General features: G+C 41.1%; 27 protein-coding genes. 24 read left to right on the plus strand and 3 right to left on the minus strand.

The window, feature by feature from the left end; genetic code table 11:
* Window positions 1-11 precede the first annotated feature (11 nt).
* The 21 genes from M2369_RS01905 (at window position 12) to M2369_RS02005 (ending at window position 20,217) form a co-directional block, all read left to right on the plus strand.
* A complete protein-coding gene (locus M2369_RS01905; protein WP_024718815.1) occupies window positions 12-509 on the plus strand; it encodes a hypothetical protein in 498 nt (165 codons plus the stop codon).
* Between the two features lie 206 nt (window positions 510-715).
* Window positions 716-997 (plus strand): sporulation protein YqfC, encoded by a 282-nt coding sequence (gene yqfC, locus M2369_RS01910; protein ID WP_012010618.1) that lies wholly within the window; start codon window positions 716-718, stop codon window positions 995-997.
* Between the two features lie 18 nt (window positions 998-1,015).
* Window positions 1,016-2,206, plus strand: coding sequence for a sporulation protein YqfD (gene yqfD / locus M2369_RS01915; RefSeq protein WP_159159779.1), 1,191 nt, complete (start codon window positions 1,016-1,018; stop codon window positions 2,204-2,206).
* Window positions 2,207-2,209: 3 nt separating this feature from the next.
* On the plus strand, window positions 2,210-3,169 hold the full coding sequence (locus M2369_RS01920) for a PhoH family protein (RefSeq protein WP_008342419.1): 960 nt from the start codon (window positions 2,210-2,212) through the stop codon (window positions 3,167-3,169).
* A 114-nt stretch (window positions 3,170-3,283) separates the two neighbouring features.
* On the plus strand, window positions 3,284-5,398 hold the full coding sequence (locus M2369_RS01925; protein ID WP_375805738.1) for an HD family phosphohydrolase: 2,115 nt from the start codon (window positions 3,284-3,286) through the stop codon (window positions 5,396-5,398).
* Window positions 5,399-5,878 carry an rRNA maturation RNase YbeY gene (gene ybeY / locus M2369_RS01930; RefSeq protein WP_007501310.1) on the plus strand — a complete coding sequence of 160 codons (480 nt, stop codon included), beginning with the start codon at window positions 5,399-5,401 and terminating at the stop codon, window positions 5,876-5,878.
* Window positions 5,856-6,242 (plus strand): diacylglycerol kinase family protein, encoded by a 387-nt coding sequence (locus M2369_RS01935; protein WP_024718818.1) that lies wholly within the window; start codon window positions 5,856-5,858, stop codon window positions 6,240-6,242. The genes ybeY and M2369_RS01935 overlap by 23 nt, the downstream gene beginning before the upstream one ends.
* A gap of 112 nt (window positions 6,243-6,354) precedes the next feature.
* On the plus strand, window positions 6,355-6,753 hold the full coding sequence (locus M2369_RS01940; protein WP_008342410.1) for a cytidine deaminase: 399 nt from the start codon (window positions 6,355-6,357) through the stop codon (window positions 6,751-6,753).
* A complete protein-coding gene (era, locus tag M2369_RS01945) occupies window positions 6,746-7,651 on the plus strand; it encodes a GTPase Era (protein ID WP_007501305.1) in 906 nt (301 codons plus the stop codon). The genes M2369_RS01940 and era overlap by 8 nt, the downstream gene beginning before the upstream one ends.
* A gap of 147 nt (window positions 7,652-7,798) precedes the next feature.
* Window positions 7,799-7,942, plus strand: a complete 144-nt coding sequence (locus tag M2369_RS01950; protein WP_008342408.1) for a YqzL family protein — start codon at window positions 7,799-7,801, stop codon at window positions 7,940-7,942.
* 35 nt (window positions 7,943-7,977) lie between these two features.
* Window positions 7,978-8,748 (plus strand): DNA repair protein RecO, encoded by a 771-nt coding sequence (gene recO, locus M2369_RS01955; RefSeq protein WP_159159777.1) that lies wholly within the window; start codon window positions 7,978-7,980, stop codon window positions 8,746-8,748.
* 329 nt (window positions 8,749-9,077) lie between these two features.
* Window positions 9,078-9,965, plus strand: coding sequence for a glycine--tRNA ligase subunit alpha (gene glyQ / locus M2369_RS01960; RefSeq protein ID WP_003217487.1), 888 nt, complete (start codon window positions 9,078-9,080; stop codon window positions 9,963-9,965).
* Window positions 9,958-12,003: a glycine--tRNA ligase subunit beta gene (glyS, locus tag M2369_RS01965; RefSeq protein ID WP_259253329.1), complete on the plus strand. Its 2,046-nt coding sequence runs from the start codon at window positions 9,958-9,960 to the stop codon at window positions 12,001-12,003. Before glyQ ends, glyS begins: the two co-directional genes overlap by 8 nt.
* A gap of 166 nt (window positions 12,004-12,169) precedes the next feature.
* The gene (ccpN, locus tag M2369_RS01970) at window positions 12,170-12,808 is read left to right on the plus strand and encodes a transcriptional regulator CcpN (RefSeq protein WP_024423017.1); all 639 of its coding nucleotides are present in this window, start codon (window positions 12,170-12,172) and stop codon (window positions 12,806-12,808) included.
* Window positions 12,809-12,833: 25 nt separating this feature from the next.
* Window positions 12,834-13,655 carry a pyruvate, water dikinase regulatory protein gene (locus tag M2369_RS01975; protein ID WP_008342399.1) on the plus strand — a complete coding sequence of 274 codons (822 nt, stop codon included), beginning with the start codon at window positions 12,834-12,836 and terminating at the stop codon, window positions 13,653-13,655.
* Between the two features lie 261 nt (window positions 13,656-13,916).
* Window positions 13,917-14,417, plus strand: coding sequence for a YaiI/YqxD family protein (locus M2369_RS01980; protein ID WP_178896841.1), 501 nt, complete (start codon window positions 13,917-13,919; stop codon window positions 14,415-14,417).
* Window positions 14,418-14,450: 33 nt separating this feature from the next.
* A complete protein-coding gene (gene dnaG / locus M2369_RS01985) occupies window positions 14,451-16,280 on the plus strand; it encodes a DNA primase (RefSeq protein ID WP_008342393.1) in 1,830 nt (609 codons plus the stop codon).
* Window positions 16,281-16,483: 203 nt separating this feature from the next.
* On the plus strand, window positions 16,484-17,605 hold the full coding sequence (gene rpoD / locus M2369_RS01990; protein WP_008342392.1) for an RNA polymerase sigma factor RpoD: 1,122 nt from the start codon (window positions 16,484-16,486) through the stop codon (window positions 17,603-17,605).
* A gap of 301 nt (window positions 17,606-17,906) precedes the next feature.
* On the plus strand, window positions 17,907-18,266 hold the full coding sequence (gene cccA / locus M2369_RS01995; protein ID WP_008342390.1) for a cytochrome c550: 360 nt from the start codon (window positions 17,907-17,909) through the stop codon (window positions 18,264-18,266).
* A gap of 120 nt (window positions 18,267-18,386) precedes the next feature.
* Entirely contained in the window at window positions 18,387-19,103 is a 717-nt protein-coding gene (locus tag M2369_RS02000; RefSeq protein WP_047945475.1) for a tRNA (adenine(22)-N(1))-methyltransferase, read from the plus strand.
* Window positions 19,096-20,217, plus strand: a complete 1,122-nt coding sequence (locus M2369_RS02005; RefSeq protein WP_017367619.1) for a Nif3-like dinuclear metal center hexameric protein — start codon at window positions 19,096-19,098, stop codon at window positions 20,215-20,217. Before M2369_RS02000 ends, M2369_RS02005 begins: the two co-directional genes overlap by 8 nt.
* 36 nt (window positions 20,218-20,253) lie before the next feature.
* On the opposite strand, the gene M2369_RS02010 is transcribed toward M2369_RS02005, so the two are convergent.
* Window positions 20,254-21,198 carry a 4-hydroxy-3-methylbut-2-enyl diphosphate reductase gene (locus M2369_RS02010; protein ID WP_007501283.1) on the minus strand — a complete coding sequence of 315 codons (945 nt, stop codon included), beginning with the start codon at window positions 21,196-21,198 and terminating at the stop codon, window positions 20,254-20,256.
* A gap of 156 nt (window positions 21,199-21,354) precedes the next feature.
* Window positions 21,355-22,077, minus strand: a complete 723-nt coding sequence (locus M2369_RS02015) for a YqfQ family protein (RefSeq protein ID WP_259253331.1) — start codon at window positions 22,075-22,077, stop codon at window positions 21,355-21,357.
* A gap of 155 nt (window positions 22,078-22,232) precedes the next feature.
* Here M2369_RS02015 and M2369_RS02020 point away from each other — a divergent pair, with 155 nt between their 5' ends.
* Together M2369_RS02020 and M2369_RS02025 are read left to right on the plus strand one after the other, a co-directional pair.
* A complete protein-coding gene (locus M2369_RS02020) occupies window positions 22,233-23,552 on the plus strand; it encodes a DEAD/DEAH box helicase (RefSeq protein ID WP_024718822.1) in 1,320 nt (439 codons plus the stop codon).
* A 9-nt stretch (window positions 23,553-23,561) separates the two neighbouring features.
* Window positions 23,562-24,455, plus strand: coding sequence for a deoxyribonuclease IV (locus M2369_RS02025; RefSeq protein WP_017358005.1), 894 nt, complete (start codon window positions 23,562-23,564; stop codon window positions 24,453-24,455).
* A 49-nt stretch (window positions 24,456-24,504) separates the two neighbouring features.
* Here the strand turns inward: M2369_RS02025 and M2369_RS02030 are convergent, their stop codons facing one another.
* The gene (locus M2369_RS02030) at window positions 24,505-24,759 is read right to left on the minus strand and encodes a DUF2624 domain-containing protein (protein WP_259253332.1); all 255 of its coding nucleotides are present in this window, start codon (window positions 24,757-24,759) and stop codon (window positions 24,505-24,507) included.
* A 140-nt stretch (window positions 24,760-24,899) separates the two neighbouring features.
* Here M2369_RS02030 and M2369_RS02035 point away from each other — a divergent pair, with 140 nt between their 5' ends.
* Window positions 24,900-25,781 carry a YitT family protein gene (locus tag M2369_RS02035; RefSeq protein WP_007501276.1) on the plus strand — a complete coding sequence of 294 codons (882 nt, stop codon included), beginning with the start codon at window positions 24,900-24,902 and terminating at the stop codon, window positions 25,779-25,781.
* Window positions 25,782-25,836 lie beyond the last annotated feature (55 nt).

Below are 25,836 nucleotides of genomic sequence, written 5' to 3' on the forward strand. Positions count from 1 at the left end.
GAGGGAGCCCATTGGACATTCTATTTGAAAATCCGTTACTAATAGCGATTATCATCGGTATTATCTCTGCGGTCTTTGGGAAAATCGGCAAACAAGAGGAGAACGAACAAAAGAACCAGCAAAACAAACCGGCTCCTCAGCGTAAACCAGTGCCGCAAAAGCAAACAAAACAAACAAGTCCAGATCCGGTCGTAACGGACCAGCTTGACGATTTTGGCGATGTACATGATCATGGCGGGATGAAGAAACAAGGTTCACAATCCTTACAGGATCGTTATACCGCTACACTTGCCGAAATGGAAGAAAGAAAAAGCGAGCTGAATAAAGAGTTTCAATCGCTTGAAAGAGAACTTACAAGGCCAAAAGCAGCATCTGCTGGAATGAAGCCGAAAATGATTGAGAAACTCAACCAAGATACGGTCGTTCAAGGGATGATCCTTGGTGAAGTATTTGGAGAGCCTCGTGCCAAAAAGCCGCATCGAACGATGAAACGACCATATAAAAGATAAAGAAGTAAGCCCCCTCATCCTTAAGGGGGCTTTTTTGTTGTGTAATGGAGACTTTTCTTAGTCAAAATGATGAAACGGCTGTTTTACGGGATTCATTAGCATGATATGAACCGCTGAGGAATAGGATGATATAGAGGCTTTCTCATCAGTCTCACCATCTTTCAGTTTGATCTCATACACATGAGGTGGGAAGGGGTTCTTATTGAATGGGAAAAAGAAAAAATCGACTTAAAGCATGGCTGACAAGAACACTTGAAATCCCTCCGGACGTGATGATGGATCTTCCCCGTATTACGATGGTTGGCAGACTCCATATTTACATAGAGAACCATAAAGGGCTTTTACTTTTCAGTGATCAAGAGGTAAGGCTGATGCTCAAGCAAGGACAGTGCATTATTTCAGGAAAAGACTTTGTGATTAAAACGATTTTGCCAGAAGAGATCTTATTAGAGGGGAAAATCGATGAGGTCCGTTATATTGATTCTTAACTGACGGAGGGGAGAAACGTGAAGAACAAATGGTTTGCCTATTTTATTGGCAGAGTGGAAGTGGAGATAAGAGGAAGCGGTATTGAGCGGCTAATCAATGAGTGCACGAGACAGGGGATCACAATTTTTCAAGTGAGCCGCCGTCAAGACAGCGTGCGCTTATTTATTCGCCTCTCAGATGTACATGCCTTTAGAAAAGTGCGCAGACATCATGAGGTGAAATGTTCATTTCATCAAAAGAAAGGGTTCCCGTTTCTTCTTCTATGGTCGAGAAGAAATATTGGATTCACCCTCGGGATAGCTTTTTTCCTAGTGACGATATTGGCTCTTTCAAATATGGTGTGGAAAATTGAGATTAAAGGTGCGAATCCAGAAACAGAACACCAAATGAGAAAGCATTTAGATGAAATTGGGGTACAAAAAGGGCGTTTTCAGTTTCTCATGGGGACCCCTGAAAAAATACAAAAGTCATTGACGACCAATATTCAGAGCATTACATGGGTCGGAGTTGAACTAAACGGAACGACGTTTCAAATGAAAGTGGTCGAAAAAAATGAACCTGAAAAGGAGAAATATACGAGTCCTCAGCACATCGTTGCCAAGAAAAAGGCGGTCATCACGAGAATGTATGTAGAAAAGGGGGAACCGCTTGCCCAGGTCGATGAACATGTGAAAAAAGGGCAGATGCTCGTCTCAGGTTTAATTGGGAGTGAAGATCAGAAAAAAACGGTCGGAGCCAAAGCGAAAATATATGGTGAAACATGGTACCGATCTGAAGTTTCTGTCCCTCTCCGAACATCTTTTGATGTCTTTACGGGTAAAATGAAGACAAAGCACAAGCTCTCCTTGTTTGGAGGCTCCATTCCATTTTGGGGATTTTCCTTTAAAAAAGATGATTTTCAGCAGCCGAAAACAGAAAAAGAAGTTCACCCGCTTCATTTTTTGAATATGCAACTACCGTTCTCTTATGAAAAGGAAATCACACGAGAAAGTGAAAAAATAAATCGAGAATACACAAATAAAGAAGCGGTTCAAGCAGGGATTAAAATGGGTAAAAAAGAATTAGAAGAAAAGCTAGGTCAAACAGGTGAGGTGAAAAGTGAAAAAGTTTTGCACGAGACAACAGGGAATGGTAAAGTTAAGTTAATCATCCTTTACCAAGTAATAGAAGATATTGTTCAACCAACACCTATTGTTCAGGGAGACTAGAGAATGACAGAACATTTACTTGAGATTCAACAAAAATTGGATAGCCCAAACGAAGCCATTGCTTTATTTGGCAATCAAGATGCTTATCTGAAACTGATGGAAAACGAGCTGAATGTCTCCATTATCACACGTGGAGAGAAAGTGTATGTTTCTGGTCAGGAAGCATCAAGAGATACTGTGAGCCGTTTGATTACATCTCTCTTACATCTCATTCGTAAAGGAATTGAGATTTCTGAACGGGATGTCGTCTATGCCATTAAAATGGCGCAAAAAGACAAGCTCAATTATTTTGAAAATATGTATGAAGATGAAATTACGAAAAATGCCAAAGGAAAGTCGATCAGAGTCAAAACGATCGGCCAGCGTGAATATGCTGCGGCAATGAAAAAAGATGATCTGGTCTTTGGGATTGGACCTGCTGGTACAGGTAAAACGTATTTGGCAGTGGTCAACGCCGTACATGCCCTGAAAAATGGACATGTCAAACGAATTATCCTGACAAGGCCAGCTGTTGAAGCAGGAGAAAGTCTTGGCTTTTTGCCAGGAGATTTAAAAGAAAAAGTCGATCCTTATTTAAGACCGCTATATGATGCTTTGCACGATGTGCTTGGTAGTGATCATACGGAACGTTTAATTGAGCGTGGAGTGATTGAAATTGCCCCTCTTGCCTATATGAGAGGGCGGACGCTTGATGATGCATTTGTGATTTTAGATGAAGCGCAGAATACAACGCCAGCTCAAATGAAAATGTTTTTGACGAGACTGGGCTTTGGTTCTAAAATGGTCATTACAGGAGATATTACACAAATTGATCTGCCTAAAGGTATGCAGTCAGGCCTTGCAGCTGCAAAGGACATGCTTGCTGAGATCAAGGGTATCTCATTCATTGAATTAGATCAGACAGATGTGGTCAGACACCCGCTTGTGGCGAAGATCATTGGAGCATACGAAAAGCAAAAATGAACTGAGTGACCCGATCGCCTTAATCGGGTCATTTTGTTTCGATCGTGGTTTAAAGTAAAAAAGGAGGTACTTTCCTTGAGAAAGAATCAGAAAGGCAGTAAGCGCAAAAGGCTGCTGTCTAAAAAAGAACCTCAGAAAATGGAGCGCTCACGCTATTTAAACGTACTGCTATACGCTGGTTTAGCAGCCATCATGTTTGTGGTGCTCTTCTTCCATGTAAAGCCTGAATCGCTCGACCTAGATTTGTTTTCAGTGAGCGAACAGACCATCTATTCTCCGTCTACCGTTGATGACCAAGAAGCAACAGAAGAAAAGAAACAAGAAGCAACGGATCAAGTGGAAGACCAATATACACTCAAAAAAGCGTATTCTGATAATCGTGTTGACCTCATTTCATCCCTCTTTGAAGCCATTAAAGAAGAGAAGAAAGCAGCAGCTGATGACAAAGAGAACCCGCCAACAGATCAAGAGATGGTGAAGCGTGTAAAAGAGAAACTCACAACCGATATGCAGGAAGCTGTTTCGGATCAATCGATTAAAGCACTGCTCCAAGCAAGCGACGAAAACCTTTCTTTTACAAAGGATTCCATCATCACAGTGGTCAATTCTCTCATGAGTAAAGAAATCACAGCTTCTAAGCTGCAAGATGAAAAGAAACAAGTGAAAGCAGAGCTTGAAAACAATTCGATTCCATCAAAATATTTAAATGCAGCGAAAGAAATTGGTGAATTTGCGATTATTCCAAACTATGTATTTGACCCGGTCGCAACAGAGAAGAAAAGACAAGAAGCAGCTGATAATATCCAGCCGGTTCAAATCAAGCAAGGGCAAATTTTAGTGGAAGAAGGAGAGCTCATTGACCGTGAAGTGTATCGCAAATTAGAACTGACCGGCCTTTTAAACAGCTCCAATTTGTTTAAGCCTGTAAGCGGTCTAATCATCTTAATCGGTCTCTTCTTAGCGGCGATTGTCCACTCACTGGAATCGAGGAAAAAGTCACTCGTCCATAAGAATAAATCGTTACTGCTGTACTCGCTCATTTTCACCATCATTTTAATCATCATGGAAGTATTCAGTCTCTTCCAGGAAACGAAGTATACGACCATAGGCTATGTCGTGCCTGTGGCACTTGGCACGATGCTGATTAAGCTGCTGATCAATGAGCGGCTGGCGATCTTCTCCGGTCTTGTATTTGCCCTTTGCGGCAGTATGATGTTTAATCAAGGAGTAACAGGTGTCTTTAACTATGTCATCTGTGCTTATTATCTAATAAGCGGGATGGCGGGAATTTTATTTTTGAGAAAACACAATGCAAGATCGAAAATTTTGCAGGCGGGGCTTTGGGTAGCTTTGGTGAATGTACTTGTCGTGCTGTCCATTACGCTGATTCAAAATTCTTCTCCATCAGGGCTTGAAATAGGTGTAAACCTCATCATGGCGATTGTGTCAGGGTTTGCATCGGCTATTTTGGTTATTGGGTTAATGCCAGTCTTTGAGAGCATGTTTGGCATTCTTTCGACCATGAAGCTTATTGAATTATCGAACCCGAATCATCCGCTGCTGAAAAAGATCTTAACAGAGACGCCAGGTACATATCATCATAGTGTCATGGTGGCGAATTTAGCGGATGCTGCATGTGAAGCAGTCGGTGCAAATGGATTGTTAGCAAGGGTTGGGGCTTATTATCATGACATTGGGAAAACGAAAAGGCCACAATACTTTATTGAAAACCAAATGAACATTGATAATCCGCACGACAAGCTTTCTCCTCAGCTGAGCAAAAATATTATTATTGCCCATACGACAGATGGTGCTGAAATGCTGAGAGAAAAGAAGTTTCCAGAGGAACTTGTGGACATTGCAGAACAGCATCACGGAAAGTCCTTGCTGAAGTTCTTTTACTATAAGGCAAAAGAACGGGATGATCAGGTGACAGAAGAAGAATTTCGTTATCCTGGTCCAAAACCGCAATCGAAAGAAGCGGCCATTATTTCTGTAGCTGACAGCGTGGAGGCGGCGGTTCGTTCGATGCATAATCCAAACCCTGAGCGGATTGAAAAGCTTGTGAAAGGCATTATTTCAGATAAGATGCAGGATGGGCAATTTAGTGAATGTGATCTGACATTTAAAGAATTAAATATTATTAGCCAAACAATTTGTACAACATTAAAGGGGATTTTCCATTCTCGGATTGAATATCCAGATGCCCCGAAGCAGAAGGTGAAGTAAATGACATTGTTAATCGATTTAATAGATGAAACAGGACAAGTATCGAAAGAGCAGCTTGAAGAAGTGGAAAAGCTTCTTCAATTTGCTGCGGATGCTCTTGAAGTAAAAGATCAAGCAGAAGTATCAGTATCGATCGTTTCAAATGAAGAAATACATCAAATTAATAAAGAATACCGAGGAAAAGATGCACCAACAGATGTAATTTCATTTGCCCTTGAGGAAGAAGGCGAAGGGGAAATTGAAATCATTGGAGCTGATGACATTCCGCCTGTACTTGGTGACATTATCATTAGTGTTGATCGTACGAAAGAGCAAGCAGAGGAATATGGACATTCCTTCATGAGAGAGCTAGGGTTTTTAACGATTCATGGTTTTCTTCATTTGCTTGGTTATGATCATATGACAGAAGAAGATGAAAAAGAAATGTTCGCCAAACAGACAAAAATCTTGGATGATTATGGCCTTTCGAGATCATCGTAAGAAGCGAACGCCGCTTGTCCGTTTTTTTCGGAGTTTTTATTATGCATTTAGAGGAATATGGCGAACTTTCTTGAATGAACGGAATTTTCGGTTTCACACAGTCGCAGCCATCATCGTGGTGATTTGCGGCTTTTGGTTTCACATTCATCCGGTTGAATGGATGATCATTCTGCTTTTATGCGGCGGGATGTTTGCGTTAGAACTTGTGAATACAGCGATTGAACATACAGTAGATCTTTTCACAGAAGAGAAGCATCCTCTTGCTGAGAGAGCGAAGGACGCGGCAGCAGGCGCTGTTTGCGTTTACGCCGCCATTTCGGTTATGATTGGGTTGATGATCTTCTTACCGAAGATCATGCAATAGAACAATATTACTATTTATTAACATTTTTAGAAATGGGCGTGAAAATGTCACGTGAATTATGTAAAATATAAATGTGACAGTGGTACCATTTCTTCTGAAAGTGGGAACTAGAATGAACAAACAAGAGTTGATTTCAGAAGCAGTCAAAGCAAGAGATTTTGCATATGTACCCTATTCTAAATTCAAAGTCGGTGCAGCATTATTATCGCATGACGGAAAAGTGTATGGCGGCTGCAATATTGAAAATGCAGCATATGGTATGTGTAATTGTGCGGAAAGAACAGCACTTTTTAAAGCTTACTCAGAGGGCATCACATCTTTTCAAATGCTTGCAGTAGTGGCTGATACAGATCGACCTGTTTCGCCATGCGGCGCATGCAGACAGGTCATTTCAGAGCTATGTGCACCTGATATGCCAGTGATTCTAACGAACTTAAAAGGACATATATACGAAACGACAGTAAACGAACTATTGCCAGGCGCATTTTCACCGGAGGATTTAAATGACTAACGAAAGCTTCAAATCAGGATTTGTATCAATTATTGGAAGACCAAATGTAGGGAAATCGACCTTTCTTAATCGTGTGATTGGGCAAAAGATTGCGATTATGAGTGATAAGCCCCAAACGACTCGAAACAAAGTGCAAGGTGTACTGACAACGAACACGTCACAAACGATTTTTATCGATACACCAGGAATTCATAAACCGAAGCACAAACTTGGCGATTTTATGATGAGGGTGGCTCAAAATACACTCAAGGAAGTCGACCTGATCTTGTTTATGATCAACGCACAGGAAGGCTATGGAAAAGGTGATGAATTCATCATTGAACGACTAAAGCAAACATCGACACCGGTGTTCCTTGTCGTCAATAAAATTGACCAAATTCATCCGGATGAACTGTTCCTTTTAATTGATGAATACCGCACACGTTACCCATTTAAGGAAATTGTGCCAATTTCAGCACTTGAAGGCAACAACATTGATACGCTTCTTCAGCAAATTGAAGGTTATCTTCCAGAAGGCCCTCAATTTTATCCGGCAGATCAAGTAACAGATCACCCAGAGCGATTTATTATTTCTGAATTAATTCGTGAAAAAGTGCTGCATTTAACGAGAGAAGAGATCCCTCACAGTATTGCGGTTGCGATTGAATCGATCAAGCCAGATGAAAACGGCAAGATTCATGTTGCAGCGACCATCGTCGTCGAACGTGATTCACAAAAAGGGATTGTGATTGGTAAGCGCGGCAGCTTATTAAAAGAAGTGGGACAAAAAGCGCGCAGAGACATTGAAGCACTTTTAGGCTCAAAGGTGTATTTAGAGCTTTGGGTAAAAGTGCAGAAGGACTGGCGTAATAAATCCACACATCTTCGTGATTTCGGATTTAGAGAAGACGAATATTAAAAACCGATACAGTTGTTAGTAGATCTGACAATGGTGCGGTTCGATTAGTAAAAATTGTTTATCATGAAATGGAGGTAGCCTGGTCAAGATAAAGTTAATATGTTGGATGTAGCGTTGCTGCTTCTAATAAAGAAAGGTGGGGTTTTTATGTTGAATTTTACATGGAACGTATTTTCACAAACAGGAAGCGTTGACACGTATCTGCTTTTCAAAGAGTTAGAAAAGGAGAACCTGGAAAGACCCGATGTACTTGAAGAAGAAATAGCACGACTTGATTTTCCAATCTTATAATTCTTGACCCCCTCCAACGCTCGGAGTGTAGACAAATGCTCATTAAAAGTGAAGGAATCGTCCTTAGAACAACAGATTATGGCGAAACAAACAAAATTGTCATGCTGCTCACTAGAGAACATGGGAAAATTGGTGTGATGGCAAGGGGCGCTAAGAAATCGAACAGCCGCCTGTCAGCCATAAGCCAGCCGTTTTTATACGGAACCTTCCTGATCCAATCATCAACAGGACTTGGAACGCTCCAGCAAGGTGAAATGATGGAAAGCATGCGAACCATTCGGGAAGATTTATTTCTGACCGCATATGCCGCATATATGACAGAATTACTTGATAAAGGAACAGAAGAAAAGAAGCCAAACCCTTACTTGTTTGAACTTCTTCTTCAATCTTTACGCCATCTCAATGAAGGCACAGATGCTGATATTATTTTATTTATCGTAGAGGTTAAAATGCTGTCAGTGATGGGGTTGAAGCCTGAACTGGACCAATGTGTACACTGCGGTCAAAAAGAAGGGCAGTTCCATTTCTCAATTAGAGATAACGGATTCATCTGTAGGCAATGCTTTTCTAAAGATCCATATAAACTGCCCTTATCCCCAGCAGCAGCAAGACTGCTCCGTTTGTTTCATTATTTTGATTTATCAAGGCTTGGTCAGGTTGACGTGAAACCGCAAACGAAACAAGAAATTCGTCAAGTGCTCGATCATTATTATGAAGAGTATTCAGGTCTTTATTTAAAATCAAAAAAATTCATGAATCAAATGGAATCCATGAAAAAGCTAATGGACGGTGAAAACAAAAGTTGACATCTCTCGTGACTTTTTGTAAGATCATCTAAGATCAAATATGTTGCATTGACAGAAAGAAGTACTTACGTATCAGCCATAAAAGCGACCTTAGGGCGGTGTGAGCTAAGGATGGACACGTAACGAAAGGCATTCTTGAGCAACGTAAAACAAAGCGGCTGGGTGCTACGACACCAGCAAATAGGGTGGAACCGCGGGAAAAACTCTCGTCCCTATGTTTGCAAGGAACCTTGTGAGCATAGAGACGGGAGTTTTTGTGTTTTGCAAAAAGGTTCTAGGCCCCACCGCCATACATAGCGGATGGTGTAAAAAAGATGGAGGTGCGATCATTGAATATTCAAGACATGATTTTGACACTGCAAAAGCATTGGTCAAATGAAGGCTGCGTATTAATGCAGGCATATGACACAGAAAAAGGTGCTGGAACGATGAGTCCATACACGTTCCTCAGAAGCATTGGGCCAGAGCCATGGAAGGTAGCTTATGTAGAACCTTCAAGACGCCCGGCTGACGGCAGATATGGAGAAAACCCAAACAGATTGTATCAACATCATCAATTTCAAGTGATCATTAAGCCATCACCTGACAATATTCAAGAACTGTATCTAGAATCATTGAAGGCGCTTGGCATTGACCCGCTGAAACATGATATTCGTTTTGTTGAAGACAACTGGGAGAACCCATCTCTTGGCTGCGCAGGACTTGGCTGGGAAGTTTGGCTTGATGGAATGGAAATTACGCAATTTACGTATTTCCAGCAAGTCGGCGGTTTAGAATGTAAGCCAGTTTCTGTTGAAATCACATACGGAATTGAGCGTCTTGCTTCTTACATCCAGGACAAAGAAAATGTATTTGACCTTGAATGGACAGATGGCTTTACTGTAAGAGATTTATTCTTAATGGCTGAATACGAGCATTCTGTGTATACGTTTGAAACATCTAATACGGATATGCTGTTCGATTTATTTACAACATATGAAAAAGAAGCACATAGCCAAATGGACAAAGGGCTTGTTCACCCGGCATATGATTATGTACTCAAATGTTCTCACACATTTAACCTGCTTGATGCCAAAGGCGCGATTTCTGTGACTGAGCGAACAGGTTATATCGGAAGAGTACGTCAGTTAGCGAGAAAAGTAGCCAAAACATATTACGAAGAACGAGAAAAACTAGGATTCCCTATGCTAAAAGAGGAGGCGGCTTCTCATGAATAAACAAGATGTATTACTTGAAATCGGCTTAGAAGAGATGCCGGCTCGTTTCATGCCAGAAAGCACAAAGCAGCTAGGTGACAAAGTAAAAGCTTGGTTCGTAGCGCAAAATATTTCATTCGAAGACGTTGCTTTATTTAATTCACCAAGACGTCTAGCTGTACTCGTCAAAGGTGTTGCAGAAAAACAAGAGGACATCAAAGAAGAAGCAAAAGGACCGGCTAAAAAGATTGCTCAAGATGCTGAAGGCAATTGGACAAAAGCTGCCGAAGGTTTTGCCCGCGGACAAGGCGCTTCAACTGATGATCTGTATTTCAAAGACATCAAAGGTGTGGATTATGTCCATGTCCAAAAGTTTCAAGAAGGAAAACAAGTCAAAGACCTTCTTCCAGCATTGGGGGACATTGCCGCTTCATTGAGTTTTCCAAAGAACATGAGATGGGGAAGCGAGGATTTACGCTATATCCGTCCAATTAAATGGATTGTTTGTTTATTTGGTCAAGAGATCATTCCTGTCGAAATTGCAGGAGTGAAAAGCGGACGGGAGACTAGAGGACATCGTTTCCTAGGGACGACAGCCAGCATTGACACACCAGCTTCTTATGAGCAAACATTAAGAGATCAATTTGTCATTGTAGATTCAGATAAAAGAAAACAATTAATTACTGAGCAATTACATGCCCTTTCTTCCGAAAAAGGCTGGGTCATTCCAGTTGATCCTGAGCTTCTAGAAGAAGTGAACGATCTCGTTGAATATCCAACCGTTCTATTTGGTTCTTTTGAAGAAGAATTTCTTGCGCTGCCAGAAGAAGTGCTTGTCACGACAATGAAAGAGCATCAGCGTTATTTCCCTGTGAAAAATGAACAAGGGGAATTACTGCCGCACTTTATTACGGTCAGAAACGGGAACAGTGAGGCACTTGAAAATGTGGCAAGAGGGAACGAAAAGGTCCTTCGTGCACGTTTATCAGATGCGGCATTTTTCTATAAAGAAGACGAAAAACTCGTCATTGAAGACAACATTCAAAAGCTTGATAAAGTCGTATTCCATGAGAAACTTGGCACGATTGGCGACAAGCTGAAAAGAGTAACAGACATTGCCGTCCGCCTTGCTAGTCATGTGGGTGCAGATGAAGAAACGTCTAAACGCGCTGCAAGAGCAGCCAGTATTTCTAAATTTGACCTTGTGACTCAGATGGTCTATGAATTCCCAGAACTGCAAGGAATCATGGGTGAAAAATATGCTAGAGCACTTGGCGAACATGAAGAAGTGGCAAAGAGTATCAACGAGCACTATATGCCGCGTTTTGCCGGTGACGATGCGCCGTCAACACTTATTGGGGCGATTGTTGCAGTGGCGGATAAGCTAGATTCTATTTGTTCATTCTTCTCAATTGATGTCATTCCAACGGGCTCTCAAGATCCTTATGGATTAAGAAGACAAGCGAGCGGTATCGTTCAAATCCTGCTCGACCGCCAATGGAATCTTTCATTTAAAGAGCTTTTAGCACTAGCTCAAGTAGATGAAAAACATGAAGCGGCTCTCATTGAATTTTTAACACACCGTTTGAAATATGTCCTTCAAGCAGAACATATCCGTCATGACGTGGTGGAAGCAGTCCTTGATGTTGAAAATATTGAACCATATGCGGTTGTGAAAAAAGCGGCTGTTCTTGAAGAGAGCGTGAAACAGGAGAGTTTCAAAGAAACGGCTAAGGCACTAGGCCGCGTCATTTCAATCAGTAAAAAAGGGGAAGACGCACAGATTCAGCCTGAACTGTTTGAAAATGAACACGAACAAAAGCTATTTGAAGCGTATCAGCAAGCGGAAAAAGCCGTCAACGAGTATATGGCAAAAGGTCAGTACCAATCAGCACTTGAAGCGCTAGATACATTAAAAGCACCAATTGTTCATTATTTCGACCATACCATGGTTCATGCGGATGATGAAAAACTGAAACAAAATCGTTTGGCACAAATGGTCAAACTTGCAAAAGTCATTCAATCATTTGCGAATATGAACAATTTAATTGTAAAATAAATACCTAAGAACGGTTGCCTTTTTCGAAGGGCAATCGTTTTTTACTCATTTAATTCACGGTTTTTGAGTGGATTTTTGTTTCATTCGGACGAAGATGCGCTATAATATGATGAGTTATGAAATTGATATACATAAAGTAAGGATTCGCTCTCTCTATTTAAAGGTGGTGAGTACAATCGAGTTAAATAAACGGCAAGAGCAGATTTTACAGATTGTCAAAGAGAATGGTCCGATCACTGGAGAGCATATCGCCGATCGGCTGAACTTAACAAGGGCTACCCTCAGGCCGGATTTAGCCATTTTAACGATGTCTGGCTTTTTAGAAGCAAGACCAAGGGTCGGCTACTTTTTTACAGGCAAAACAGGCACGCAGCTTCTGGCAGATAAGCTGAAAAAACTTCAAGTGAAAGATTTTCAGTCCATTCCGGTCGTGATACACGAGAATGTTTCGGTTTATGATGCGATTTGTACGATGTTTTTAGAGGATGTGGGCACATTATTCGTTGTGGACGATCACTCTATTTTAACAGGCGTGTTATCAAGAAAAGACCTCCTTCGAGCAAGTATTGGGAAACAAGAGCTTCCATCTATACCTGTCCATATTATTATGACAAGAATGCCGAACATTACCGTTTGCCGCAAAGAAGATTTTATTATGGATGTGGCCAAGCACTTGATTGAAAAGCAAATAGATGCACTTCCTGTTATAAAAGATACGGATAAAGGCTTTGAAGTGGTCGGCAGAATTACGAAAACAAACATGACGAAAATACTTGTTAGCTTATCAGAGAACGAAATTATCTAATTACAGAAGACTGCGAGGGGATGTTATGAGTAATCGCGTAATTTTTGTTGTATCAGATTCAGTAGGAGAAACGGCAGAGCTCGTGGTCAAAGCGGCACTTAGCCAATTTGATGGCGGCTCATCCGACCATTCAAATATTAGAAGAATCCCATATGTAGAGGATGTCGGTACGATTAAAGAAGTGATTTCATTGGCGAAAGCAGATAATGGGATCGTTTGCTTTACTCTTGTTGTGCCAGAAATGCGCCAATTCTTAATAGAAGAAGCAGAAGCGAATGGCGTCGTGTACTATGACATTATCGGTCCACTTATTGATAAAATGGAGACGGCATATGGAAATGAAGCGAAACATGAGCCAGGTCGTGTACGTCAATTAGATGAGGACTATTTTAAAAAGGTAGAAGCCATTGAGTTCGCTGTGAAATATGATGATGGCCGGGACCCAAGAGGTATTCTAAAGGCTGATATTGTGCTGATTGGTGTATCGCGTACGTCTAAGACACCACTTTCTCAATACTTAGCACATAAACGCTTGAAGGTAGCAAACGTTCCGATTGTTCCTGAAGTTGATCCGCCAGAGGAGTTATTCTCAGTTGATCCAAAAAAATGCATCGGCCTGAAAATTAGTCCAGATAAACTAAATCATATCCGTAAAGAACGTTTAAAATCACTCGGTTTAAATGACCGTGCCATTTATGCGAATATCGAGCGGATTAAAGAGGAACTAGAATATTTTGAAAAAGTGGTTGACCGCATTAACTGTCAAGTTGTTGATGTATCGAATAAAGCAGTTGAGGAGACAGCAAATGTCATTCATCAAATGCTGACCAAAAGAGGTTCCGAATAAACTCAGGATGCTCCTCCTGGGTTTTTCCTATGGTGGGAAACGGGTAAACAAAAACAATGGCATATTTGCTGCATTTGTATTATAATAAAAAATTGTGATAAAATGATTGATTTTAGGTTTAAGTTAAGTCAAGAACGAATAAACTAATATTGGCAGAAGTCAAGTGATTCTGAACATAACTTTTCGACAAAATGAGTTTTACTGTTGATTGCTTTATGGGGGAAAAGTATGGTCTTTTTGCTTCTCTAAAGCAGGAATAAGGTGGAGGGATGGAGAATTAGTCACCTGAATGAACGTAAAAAAGAAAGGACGATTTATGTCGATGCAGATGCTTGTCCTGTAAAAGACGAAATCCTTTCTGTCGCATCTCAATTTGAAGTACCTGTGACTTTCATTGCTTCATATGAGCATTTTCAAACCAAACGATCACCACTTGAAGATTGGCGGTTTGTTGATACACATAAGGAAGCAGCAGATTTAGTCATTGCAAACTTAGCTGTCAAGCACGATATTGTTGTCACCCAGGATATTGGTCTGGCCTCCTTACTGCTTCCAAGACAAGTCATTGTTCTGTCTGAAAGAGGACGAATGTACACAAACGAAACAATTGATTTTGATTTGGAACGCAGGCATGTTTCCAGTAAACAGCGAAGAAAAGGTGTATACGGAAAAGGTCCCAAAAAGCTTTTAGAAGAGGATAAAAAGCGATTTATTGCCCAACTACAAAAAATCCTGTCGAATCATGAAGGATTTTTGAATTAAAAGGCGAATAATGTACGACGGAGTGTTATTAGGATGAGCAAACGTATACCAGATGAACTTTTGGAGCAAATCCAAAAAAACGCAGACATTGTCGAAGTGATTGGAGAATACGTACAGCTTAGAAAACAAGGTCGGAATTACTTCGGTCTTTGTCCATTCCATGGTGAAAATACTCCTTCATTCTCTGTTTCAGCAGATAAGCAAATCTTCCATTGTTTTGGCTGTGGTGCAGGAGGCAATGTATTTTCGTTCCTCAGACAAATGGAAGGCTACTCATTTATTGAAGCCGTTTCACATGTTGCTGATAAGTACCATATTGATTTGCCGGATCATGTAGCGAATGCGCAGATCAGTTCCTCACAGCAAGAGGATACAGCAGATCATAAAATGATTGAGGCGCATGAGCTTCTTAAGAAATTTTACCACCATTTGCTGGTAAATACAAAGGAAGGTCAAAACGCACTCGATTATTTAAGGTCCAGGGGCTTTACGGATGAAACAATTGCCAAGTTTGAGATCGGGTATGCTCTCGACTCGTGGGATTTCGTGACCAAGTTTTTAGAAAAACGAGGGTTTGATCCTGCGATGATGGAGAAGGCTGGTCTTTTGATTCAACGAGAAAACGGCACAGGTTTTTTTGACCGCTTTAGAGATCGTGTCATGTTTCCAATTCATGATCATCACGGGACGGTCGTCGCTTTTTCTGGAAGATCACTTGGTGATCAGCAGCCAAAGTATATGAATAGTCCTGAAACGCCACTTTTTCATAAAAGTAAGCTGCTTTATCACTTTCATGACGCGCGTATGCATATTAGAAAACGCGAACGTGCAGTCCTTTTCGAAGGATTTGCTGACGTCATCTCGGCTGTCACAAGTGGTGTTGGCGAAAGTGTTGCAACAATGGGTACGTCTTTAACAGAAGAGCACGTAAAGCTTCTTAGGCGGAACGTTGAAGAGATCATTTTATGTTATGACTCTGACACGGCCGGGTATGAAGCGACCATGAAAGCATCAGATTTGCTTGGAAAAAGAGGATGTAAAGTTCGCGTTGCCATGATACCAGATGGACTTGATCCAGATGATTACATTCGTAAATATGGCGGCGAGAAATTTAGGAATGACATCATAGATGCAAGTGTGACATTAATGACATTTAAGATGAACTTTTTCCGAAGAGGAAAGAATTTGTCTGACGAAGGAGACCGCCTGACTTACATGAAGCAGGTTCTCCGAGAAATTAGCCGATTAAACGGTTCCTTGGAACAAGAGATTTACATGAAGCAGCTGGCTGGGGAGTTCTCCATTTCACTTGACTCATTAAAGGAGCAATTGGAGCTTTTTGAAAAGCAGCAGCGACAAGAGGCCAAGAGCTCGCAAGAAGAAAATGGACTTGAAAAGCGGCGTGCACATCTGTCAACACAGGTAAGACGAAAACGTCTAAGGCCGGCATATGAAAACGCAGAGCGAATGCTCCTTGCACATATGTTGAAAAATGATGACGTGATCCGAAAAGTGCTTGATAGGATAGGGTTTGAATTTAATATAGATTCGCACAGAGCGCTGGCAACATACATTTATGCATTGTATGAAGAAGGCAAGGAGCCGACCCCGCAGCATCTGATGAACCGTATAGAAGATGATGTGATTAATCAGCTCCTGACGGATATATTCATGATTCAAGTTGGAGACGAACTAAGTGAAGCTGAATTAAGTGATTATGTAAAAAAAGTGTTGAATCATCGGAATTTGTCAATGATAAAGGAAAAAGAACTAGAACGTGCAGAGGCGGAGAGGCAAAAAGATTTCTTCAAAGCGGCAACACTTGCAAAAGAAATTATTCAGTTGAACCGTTCGCTGAAGTAATACGTCTACTATTTATGACAAGACTTACGGCTGGCAATGAATCCTTTAATGGGAGGAGCATAAGACCGCAAGCATCTTGCCTTCATCATTATTTATTTTATTCCTATTTGCTCATTCTGTTTGATAGAGAGAGAAAGGCAGAGCAGAAGCAAATCGCAAGTTACTTTAGAATTCGTTGCAAGCTTTGGAAGGAGGGATCCATAATGGCTGATAAACAAGCCCACGAAACTGAAACTGAATTAACCTTTGAACAGGTGAGAGATAAGCTCACTGAAACGGGTAAAAAACGGGGCGTTTTAACATACGAAGAAATTGCAGAGCGTATGTCTAGCTTTGAAATTGAATCAGACCAGATGGATGAATACTATGAATACTTAGGCGAACAGGGTGTAGAACTCATCAGTGAAAATGAAGAGACTGAAGACCCAAATGTTCAGCAGCTGGCTAAGGCAGAAGAAGAATTTGACCTGAATGATTTAAGCGTACCACCAGGTGTCAAAATTAATGACCCTGTTCGTATGTACTTAAAAGAGATCGGGCGCGTCAATTTGCTATCTGCTAAAGAAGAGATTACGTATGCTCAAAAGATTGAAGAAGGCGATGAGGAATCAAAAAGAAGATTAGCGGAAGCGAACCTTCGTCTCGTTGTCAGCATTGCGAAACGTTATGTTGGTCGTGGTATGCTGTTCCTTGACTTGATTCAAGAAGGAAACATGGGGCTCATGAAGGCGGTTGAGAAGTTTGATTACCGCAAAGGATACAAATTCTCAACATATGCGACTTGGTGGATTAGACAGGCGATCACACGTGCGATTGCCGATCAGGCGAGAACAATCCGGATCCCGGTTCATATGGTGGAAACCATTAATAAATTAATCCGTGTTCAAAGACAGCTTCTACAAGATCTAGGTAGAGAACCAACGCCAGAAGAAATTGCGGAAGACATGGATTTAACACCAGAGAAAGTAAGAGAAATTCTTAAAATTGCGCAAGAGCCAGTATCTTTAGAAACACCTATTGGTGAGGAAGATGACTCACATCTTGGTGATTTTATCGAAGACCAAGAGGCGACTTCTCCATCAGACCATGCTGCCTATGAGCTTTTAAAAGAGCAGCTTGAAGATGTATTAGATACGCTAACGGACCGTGAAGAAAATGTGCTGAGACTGCGTTTCGGACTAGATGACGGAAGAACACGCACATTAGAAGAGGTAGGAAAGGTGTTTGGCGTAACAAGAGAGCGTATTCGCCAAATTGAAGCGAAAGCTCTTCGTAAATTAAGACACCCAAGCAGAAGTAAACGATTAAAAGACTTCTTAGAATAGAAACCGGACGGATCTTGAGAGAGATCCGTTCTTTCTTCATCAAAATGAAAACGCTTTTTTGATCTGATTATATTTTACTGAATAACAAATGAATTTGCAACGTTCTTAGAGAAAAGATGTATAAAAAATACATCTAAATGTGCTGAAGGCTTTATTTCTCATTTTGAATCATTTTTGTCTAATCTGTGAACTTGACCAAAGTTTTGTATCATAATTCGTTTACTTTTTGTAAAATTAAAGTAGAATTAGAATTGTTTGCATAGTCTCAAAGGGGTTTTTCACAAAGGGGAGGATGAAAGAAATGAAACGGAATCCACTTATACCATTCTTATTGATTGCCATTTTAGGTATTGGACTCACTTTTTTCTTATCAATGAAGGGACTGAAAGATGAAGACAAAATTGCCTCTGGGGGCAAAGAGCAAAAGCAAGAAGAGACCGCAAATGCAACGCCGGAAGAATTGTATAAGCAGAACTGTATTAGCTGTCATGGGGAAAACTACGAAGGTGGCGCTGGTCCTGCATTAAAAGGTGTTGGCGACAAGCTTGAAGTGGCAGACATCAAGAAGAAAATTCAAGAGGGCGGAAATGGAATGCCGGGCGGGCTAATTCCGAATGAAAAGCTCGATGAAATGTCAGAATGGGTATCCAAAATTAAATAATAAAGCGCAAAAAGCTCTTTTTCATCAGAAGAGCTTTTTTCATTTGAAAACGACTTTTAAAAAGTCCATAATTTATATAAGATAGACAAGTATGAACATTAAAGAAAAGTAGTGATATGGATGAATGAAATGAATTTGTCAAAACGATTAAAAAGAGTCGCAGACTTTTTACCAAAAGAGGCGGTCTTTGCTGATATTGGCTCAGATCATGCCTATTTGCCATGTTATGCGATATTACATCATAAAGCATTGAAAGCCATTGCTGGTGAAATTACTGATGGACCGCTTCAATCTGCGAAGCAGCAAGTACATAGGCTTGAATTAGATGAGCAGATTTCAGTCAGAAAAGGAAATGGCCTTGAAGTGATTGAAAAAGGCGAGGTGAATGCTGTCACGATTGCAGGAATGGGCGGAGCACTCATTGCAAGCATTCTAAATGAAGGTAAACACAAGCTCACAGGGCAGGAGCGGCTTATTCTTCAGCCTAATATTCATGCCCACCATATTCGTTTATGGCTCTATCAAGAGGGGTATGAACTGATGGATGAAGTGATTTTAGAAGAAGATGGCAAAATATACGAAATCATCATTGCCGAAACTGGCGACAAAGATAAAGCCTATGAAGGCATGTCGATTGAAACAGGCATGCTCGTTGGTCCGTTTCTTGCCAAAGAGCAAAATGATGTCTTCCGGCGCAAATGGATGAATGAGCTTCAGCACATGGAGCATATAGAAAGCCAGATTCAACAAGCAGCGCCGACGGAAGAGAACAAAGAACGTCTGAAAGAGCTGAATGCGAAAATAAAAATTCTAAAGGAGGTTTTGACTGTTGGCTAAAACAGTGAACGGGCATGAAATCATCCAATTATTTGAGCAATTTTCACCAAAGGCATATGCGGTGGAAGGTGATAAAATCGGGCTCCAGATTGGAACGCTGAATAAAAAAGTGACCAATGTCATGATCACCTTAGATGTATTAGAAAATGTGGTAGATGAGGCAATTGAGCGGAAGGTGGATCTCATTATTGCCCACCATCCGCCAATTTTCCGTCCATTAAAACATGTGGCGACAGATCAGCCGGCAGGACGGATCATTGAGAAATGCATCAAACATGATATTGCGGTGTATGTAGCACATACAAACCTGGATGTGGCTGATGGAGGAGTCAATGACTTGCTTGCAGACGCTTTAGAGCTCGGGGAAACAAAAGTGCTAGTTCCAACATACGAAGATCCAATTAAGCAGCTAGCCTTGTATGTTCCAGTGGAATTTGAAGAGGCCATCAGGACGGCTTTAGGAAATGCGGGAGCTGGCCATATTGGCAACTACAGTCATTGCGCTTTTTCAAATGAAGGGACAGGCAGTTTTCTGCCATCAGAAGAAGCTGTGCCATTTATTGGTGAGACGGGTAAATTGGAATTTGTGAAAGAAGTACGAATCGAAACCATTTTCCCAGCAAGTATTGAAAAACAAGTGATTCGTGAAATGATCAAAGCACACCCTTATGAAGAAGTGGCTTACAGTGTACACACGACAGATCTTCCTCCTATTCAAAAAGGCCTTGGCCGTATTGGAGAATTAAAAGAACCTATGACACTTAAAGACTTCACTCAATTTGTGAAAACGAAGTTAGATGTGAATGGAGCGCGTTTTGTAGGAGATCAGGAAGCGGTCGTGAAAAAAGTAGCTGTGCTTGGAGGAGACGGAAATAAATATATCCATCAAGCGAAAAGAATGGGGGCAGATGTGTACGTGACTGGCGACCTTTATTTCCATGTCGCTCACGATGCCATGATGCTCGGACTGAATGTAGTGGACCCGGGTCATTACGCAGAAAAGATCATGAAAGAAGGCGTGAAGACAAAACTAGAATCGCTATGTACAGATAAAAAATATGATGTGCAGTTCTTTGTATCAGAATCAAACACAAACCCGTTTCAATTTGTGTAAGCAAAAACGTCAGAGCATAGCAGCTCTGACGTTTTTTTATTTCTTTGTTTTCACGCGAGGTAATATCTTAGAAAGAGGAACCGTCCGTTCAATTTTCCATGTTGATTCATCATCAGGTTCGTAGTTTTCTAAGAAACGAATGACTTCTTTTGTAATAGGTGTTGGTGTGGAAGCACCTGCAGTAACGGCAACGGTTTTTACCCCTTGGAGCCATTCAAGCTTTAACTCACTGAGATCACCAATTCGGTAAGCCTGCGTTCCTGCAATCTCCATTGACACTTGCGCCAGACGATTTGAGTTATTGCTTTTTGGATCGCCGACCACAATGGTCAGATCGGCTTGGCCTGCTTGCTGTGACACAGCTTCCTGACGTACCTGTGTCGCAAGGCAGATTTCTTGATGGTACTCGACGTGAGGATATTTTTCTTTAATGAGCTCCATCAGATCATGAACATCCCACTGAGACATTGTCGTCTGATTGGTGATGAGCAGTTTATCTGACGTTAAATCGAGCGCTTTAATATCAGCTTCTGTTTCGACAAGGTGCACTTTGTCAGGTGCAACACCGACGGCTCCTTCTGGCTCAGGGTGACCCTTTTTCCCGATATAAATAATGTCATATCCATCAGCTGTTTTTTCTGAAATGAGTTCATGTGTTTTCGTGACATCTGGACAGGTCGCATCAATGGCGACAAGGCCTTTTTCTTCTGCAATTTGACGGACTTCAGGAGATACGCCGTGAGCGGTGAAAATCACTGTGCCACTTTCAACCTGCTTTAAAATATCCAGACGGTTTGGTCCGTCCAGTGTGTAAATTCCATCTTCTTCGAAGGCATCTGTGACATGTTTGTTGTGCACAATCATACCTAATATATAAATTGGGCGTGGCAAGTTTTTATCAAGTGCGGCATTTTTAGCAATGACCATTGCATCTACAACGCCATAGCAATAGCCACGCGGCGAAATTTTAATTACATTCATTTATTCGTCCTCCTGTAGGGAAGTGCTGCTAGAGAAGAACAATATAAAAAGCCGTGAAAAACGGCTTTTGATCATTCTCTTCCTTCATTATAGCCAAAGTAAGCGCATATATCAAAGATTGTTATACATGGGAAACACTTCGCCTTTAAAAGATCACTAGACATATAGTTTCGGAATGGAACTGCCCGATCTTTTTTTCGGTTTTGCTTCAGGAGCAGCTGATGTGTGTACAGTGGTTTTTTTGACAAGGATGTCCTCTGGTTCTTCTTCATTTCCTTCTTCTATTTCATCATCAACCGGTGCTGTTTGTTCGTGCGGAACGTCTGTTTCTGCAGTGATTTCTTTTGGTTCTTCGTCTGCATCATTCGTATTTGTTTCATCGTCATCCGCACTGCCAAGCTGGCTATAGAGTTTAATCATGGCAGGCAAATTTCTGACTAAAGGACCGTATTGCTGAATCATAGGCGTGAATTGCTGCGCCATTCCGAGTACTTTTTGAACATTTCCTAACATGCTTGAAAGGTTCGCAGGGTTTGCGAAGCTCTGGATTCCTTGTAATCCCGCACCACCTCCAGCGCCGGAGATCCCTGCTCCTCCAGCTCCAGGAAGAAATTTTGCCAGCATGCCCTTAATTCCGGCTCCGCCGCCTAGTGCACGGCTTTCGCCTCCAGGAATGCCACCCATCCCGCGTAGACCGCCGCCTTGTACAGACGGAGAGCGAGGCATCATTTGTTGAAATTGGTTGCCTTGCCCTTGAAAAGGCTGTTCGATCGGAGCCTGCTGTCTCCGTTGAAAAATCCCGGGCTGTCCGCCATTTCCAAGGTGCCGGCGTGAGGGACGATGCGGCTGAAAATCGCCCATAGGCCTTTGCCCTAACATACTTGTACCTCCCTTACTGCATTCTCTTTCTCTTCATAGGTTATGCAGGGAAGTATCATTTGGTTTCCTGTGAGAAAAGCGGACATGGTTTTTTTGGTGAAAATCAGCTATAATGAGGAGATGAGCAAAAAGGCATTGCCTTAAGGAGTGAAAACATGAAAGAAACGAAATTTACGACATATGAATTAAAGTCTTTTATTATAGATGCTATTCATGAACTGGGCTTTTATGAGCCGACTGATATTCAAAAAAGAATCATACCTGCTGTTTTAAAAGGTGAAAGCGTGATTGGACAGTCTCAAACAGGGACAGGGAAAACCCATGCGTATTTATTGCCGCTTATTCATTCAATTGATCCAAGCAAAGAGCAAGTACAAGTGGTCATTACTGCACCAACACGAGAATTAGCGAATCAAATTTTTAAAGAAGCACAAACGATCTTAAAAAATACGCCTCCAGAAGAAGAAATCAAGGCAAAGCTTTACATTGGCGGAACGGACAAGCAGAAATCCATTCAAAAGCTAAAGAATCAGCCGCACTTAGTGGTCGGCACTCCTGGACGTATTGCTGATCTTATTCATGAGCAAGCGCTGAATGTGTACAAAGCGACATCTCTTGTCATTGATGAAGCAGACCTTATGCTGGATATGGGCTTTTTAGAAGATGTGGATCGTATTGGCTCACAAATGCCAGAACAGTTGCAAATGCTCGTGTTCTCAGCAACTATTCCAGAAAAATTAAAACCTTTCCTCAAAAAATATATGGATAATCCGAAATATGCACATGTTGAACCGAAACGCATTACGGCTGAAAACATTCAGCATATTTTAGTTCCATCTAAACAGCGTGATAAATTAAAATTACTTCATGAAATGGTGACGAATGTACAGCCTTATTTAGGGATCATCTTTGCCAACACGAAATCAACTGTTGATGAAATTGCCTCATTCCTACAGGAAAAAGGAATGAAAATTGGGGTACTTCATGGTGGTTTAACGCCTCGTGAACGTAAAAAAGTGATGAAACAAATTGAAGATTTGGAGTTCACCTATATTGTGGCATCTGATCTTGCTGCCCGCGGGATTGATATTAAGGGCGTCAGCCACGTGATTAACTATGAGCTCCCATCCGATCTTGATTTCTATGTTCATCGTGTGGGAAGAACGGCTCGCGCTGGTTCATCTGGCATTGCGATGACCATTTATGATCTTGCTGATGAGGATGCACTCGTTCAAATTGAAAAAATGGGTGTTGTATTTGAAAACAAAACGATTGTTCATGGCGAATGGCGAGATGCAGATGATCGTTTGAAGCGTCAAAGACGTAAAAAAGCACCAAATGAAATTGAAGAAAAAGCAAAACGCCTTGTCAGAAAACCGAAAGCCGTCAAACCTGGATATAAAAAGAAAATGACACGTGAGATGGATAAGATCAAAAGACAAGAACGTAGAAAGTCAAAGCGTAACGGAAAGTAGGGGGACACATTGTTGAAGATTGGATCACATGTATCCATGAGCGGAAAACATATGCTACTTGCAGCGAGTGAGGAAGCTGCCTCTTATGGTTCAAATACTTTTATGATTTATACAGGTGCACCGCAAAATACGCGCCGTAAAAAAATTGAAGATCTCAATATTGAAGCTGGACAAGCGCATATGAAAGAGCATGGTATGACAGATATCGTCGTTCATGCACCGTATATTATCAATATTGGGAACACAGTGAATCCAGCGACATTTGAGCTTGGAGTGGACTTCCTTCGCTCTGAGATAGAGCGTACAGAAGCGCTAGGTGCAAGACAAATTGTTCTTCATCCAGGTGCGCATGTCGGAGCAGGTGCAGATGCTGGAATTCAAAAAATCATTGAAGGTCTCAATGAAGTCATTGTGAAGGGGCAGGAGGTTCAAATTGCGCTGGAAACAATGGCGGGAAAAGGATCAGAGTGCGGAAGAAGCTTTGAAGAGCTTGCCCAAATTATTGACGGTGTGACACATAACGAAGCACTTTCTGTTTGCTTTGATACGTGTCACACGCACGATGCAGGTTATCCCATTGTGAGTGATTTTGATGGAGTTTTAGAAGAATTTGATCGAATTGTCGGGATCGACCGAATCAAAGTTCTTCATATTAATGATAGTAAAAATGTACAAGGCGCAAGAAAAGACCGACATGAAAATATCGGTTTTGGAGAAATTGGTTTTGATGCCCTGAGCTATATCGTTCATCATCCACAGCTTCAAGATGTGCCGAAGATTCTAGAAACGCCTTATGTAGGTGAAGATAAAAAGAACAAGAAACCACCTTATAAATTCGAAATTGCGATGCTGAAAGAAAAGCAATTTGATGAAGGTTTACTAGATAAGATTACGGGTCAATAAAAAGTGCATGCAATGTGATGAGGTGCCGCTAAATGCGGCCCTTTTTTGCCTAATTTGTGAATTGATTAAACAGATCATTGACGGTCTGTGCTGTCTGTTTAGACGTAATCGCTTCCACTTGCTTAAGCAGCCGGTTGCGCTCTGCATCATTAAAAATATTGACGTTTTTCCCATTCATGAGTTTGGCGACCTCTGCAGCCTGATTGGATGTTAAGCTGATCCCATACTGTTTTGCATACCTTAACAAGTCATTTGCTGTGATCTGATTCAGACGCTGCAACACAATTTTTTGAATTAAAATCAATTCCATTCCTCCCCTCTGTATCAATGTATGGGCGAAAACGGAAAATGTGCAAAAAATTTTATTTTACTCTGTGAAATGATAAAATAGTAAAGTGAATAAAATGTTCATTGAAAACTAAACATGTGTAGAAGGGAGAACGTATGGCAAATAGTAAACAGCATAAAAAGGAATCAGTGCCTCATTTTATTTTGAGAATTTTTCTGATTCTAGTAGGAGCTGCATGTGCAGCAGTCAGCATTGAATTATTTTTAGTGCCAAACAATATTATTGATGGAGGCATCATCGGTATTTCGCTTATTTTGGATTATCTTTTTACGGATAACCCATTCATTAATTTTGCGACGATTGTTGTCATTTTAAATATTCCATTTATGATATCAGGATACAAACATATTGGGAAAACCTTCTTGATTTCCACTGTGATTGGAATTGTCAGCTTGGCCGTGATTGAATCTTCACTCCATCATGTAGAAGCATTTACGACGCAGCCGATTTTAGCTACTGTATTTGGAGGGCTGTTACTCGGGTTTGGCGTTGGGCTTGTGATACGGAATGGAGGCTCAATGGACGGAACGGAAATCTTAGGAATTCTTCTGACGAAAAAAATTCCTTTCTCCGTCGGTGAGTTTGTCATGATCGTCAATGTGTTCATTTTTATTTGGGCGGGCTTTGTCTTCGGACCGGAGCAAGCTATGTATTCTGTCATGACATATTATTTGGCAATGAAAACAATTGATGCTGTCATTCAGGGACTAGATGAAACAAAAGCTGTCATTATCGTTTCGGATTATTATGATGAAATTTCAGATGCGATCCTTCATCGTCTCGGCAGGGGAACCACCAAGCTTAGAGGAAAAGGCGGCTATACCGATGAAGAAAAAGATGTCATTTACGCCGTCGTGACAAGACTTGAAATTACGAAGCTGAAATCTATCGTGTTTGAAATTGATGGTCAAGCCTTTATTACGATTATGGATACGCATGAAACAAAAGGCGGTAAATTCAAAACAGCCATTCATTAGCTTTTATTTTACTTTTTTATCTTTCTTTTATATAATGAAATGTATGTATGGACAA

This window comes from Bacillus sp. JUb11 (genome assembly GCF_024807925.1).
Lineage (GTDB): Bacteria > Bacillota > Bacilli > Bacillales > Bacillaceae > Bacillus > Bacillus altitudinis.

What these genes read in the sequence shown, in the direction of transcription:
- era (WP_007501305.1), top strand. Translation starts at nt 6,746, where the DNA reads ATGACTAACGAAAGCTTCAAATCAGGATTTGTATCAATTATTGGAAGA.
- yqfC (WP_012010618.1), top strand. Translation starts at nt 716, where the DNA reads ATGGGAAAAAGAAAAAATCGACTTAAAGCATGGCTGACAAGAACACTT.
- M2369_RS01950 (WP_008342408.1), top strand. Translation starts at nt 7,799, where the DNA reads ATGTTGAATTTTACATGGAACGTATTTTCACAAACAGGAAGCGTTGAC.
- M2369_RS01935 (WP_024718818.1), top strand. Translation starts at nt 5,856, where the DNA reads ATGGCCTTTCGAGATCATCGTAAGAAGCGAACGCCGCTTGTCCGTTTT.
- rpoD (WP_008342392.1), top strand. Translation starts at nt 16,484, where the DNA reads ATGGCTGATAAACAAGCCCACGAAACTGAAACTGAATTAACCTTTGAA.
- recO (WP_159159777.1), top strand. Translation starts at nt 7,978, where the DNA reads ATGCTCATTAAAAGTGAAGGAATCGTCCTTAGAACAACAGATTATGGC.
- cccA (WP_008342390.1), top strand. Translation starts at nt 17,907, where the DNA reads ATGAAACGGAATCCACTTATACCATTCTTATTGATTGCCATTTTAGGT.
- M2369_RS02020 (WP_024718822.1), top strand. Translation starts at nt 22,233, where the DNA reads ATGAAAGAAACGAAATTTACGACATATGAATTAAAGTCTTTTATTATA.
- M2369_RS02010 (WP_007501283.1), bottom strand. Translation starts at nt 21,198, where the DNA reads ATGAATGTAATTAAAATTTCGCCGCGTGGCTATTGCTATGGCGTTGTA.
- M2369_RS01920 (WP_008342419.1), top strand. Translation starts at nt 2,210, where the DNA reads ATGACAGAACATTTACTTGAGATTCAACAAAAATTGGATAGCCCAAAC.
- glyS (WP_259253329.1), top strand. Translation starts at nt 9,958, where the DNA reads ATGAATAAACAAGATGTATTACTTGAAATCGGCTTAGAAGAGATGCCG.
- M2369_RS02015 (WP_259253331.1), bottom strand. Translation starts at nt 22,077, where the DNA reads ATGTTAGGGCAAAGGCCTATGGGCGATTTTCAGCCGCATCGTCCCTCA.
- M2369_RS01975 (WP_008342399.1), top strand. Translation starts at nt 12,834, where the DNA reads ATGAGTAATCGCGTAATTTTTGTTGTATCAGATTCAGTAGGAGAAACG.
- dnaG (WP_008342393.1), top strand. Translation starts at nt 14,451, where the DNA reads ATGAGCAAACGTATACCAGATGAACTTTTGGAGCAAATCCAAAAAAAC.
- ybeY (WP_007501310.1), top strand. Translation starts at nt 5,399, where the DNA reads ATGACATTGTTAATCGATTTAATAGATGAAACAGGACAAGTATCGAAA.
- M2369_RS01940 (WP_008342410.1), top strand. Translation starts at nt 6,355, where the DNA reads ATGAACAAACAAGAGTTGATTTCAGAAGCAGTCAAAGCAAGAGATTTT.
- M2369_RS02000 (WP_047945475.1), top strand. Translation starts at nt 18,387, where the DNA reads ATGAATGAAATGAATTTGTCAAAACGATTAAAAAGAGTCGCAGACTTT.
- M2369_RS02035 (WP_007501276.1), top strand. Translation starts at nt 24,900, where the DNA reads ATGGCAAATAGTAAACAGCATAAAAAGGAATCAGTGCCTCATTTTATT.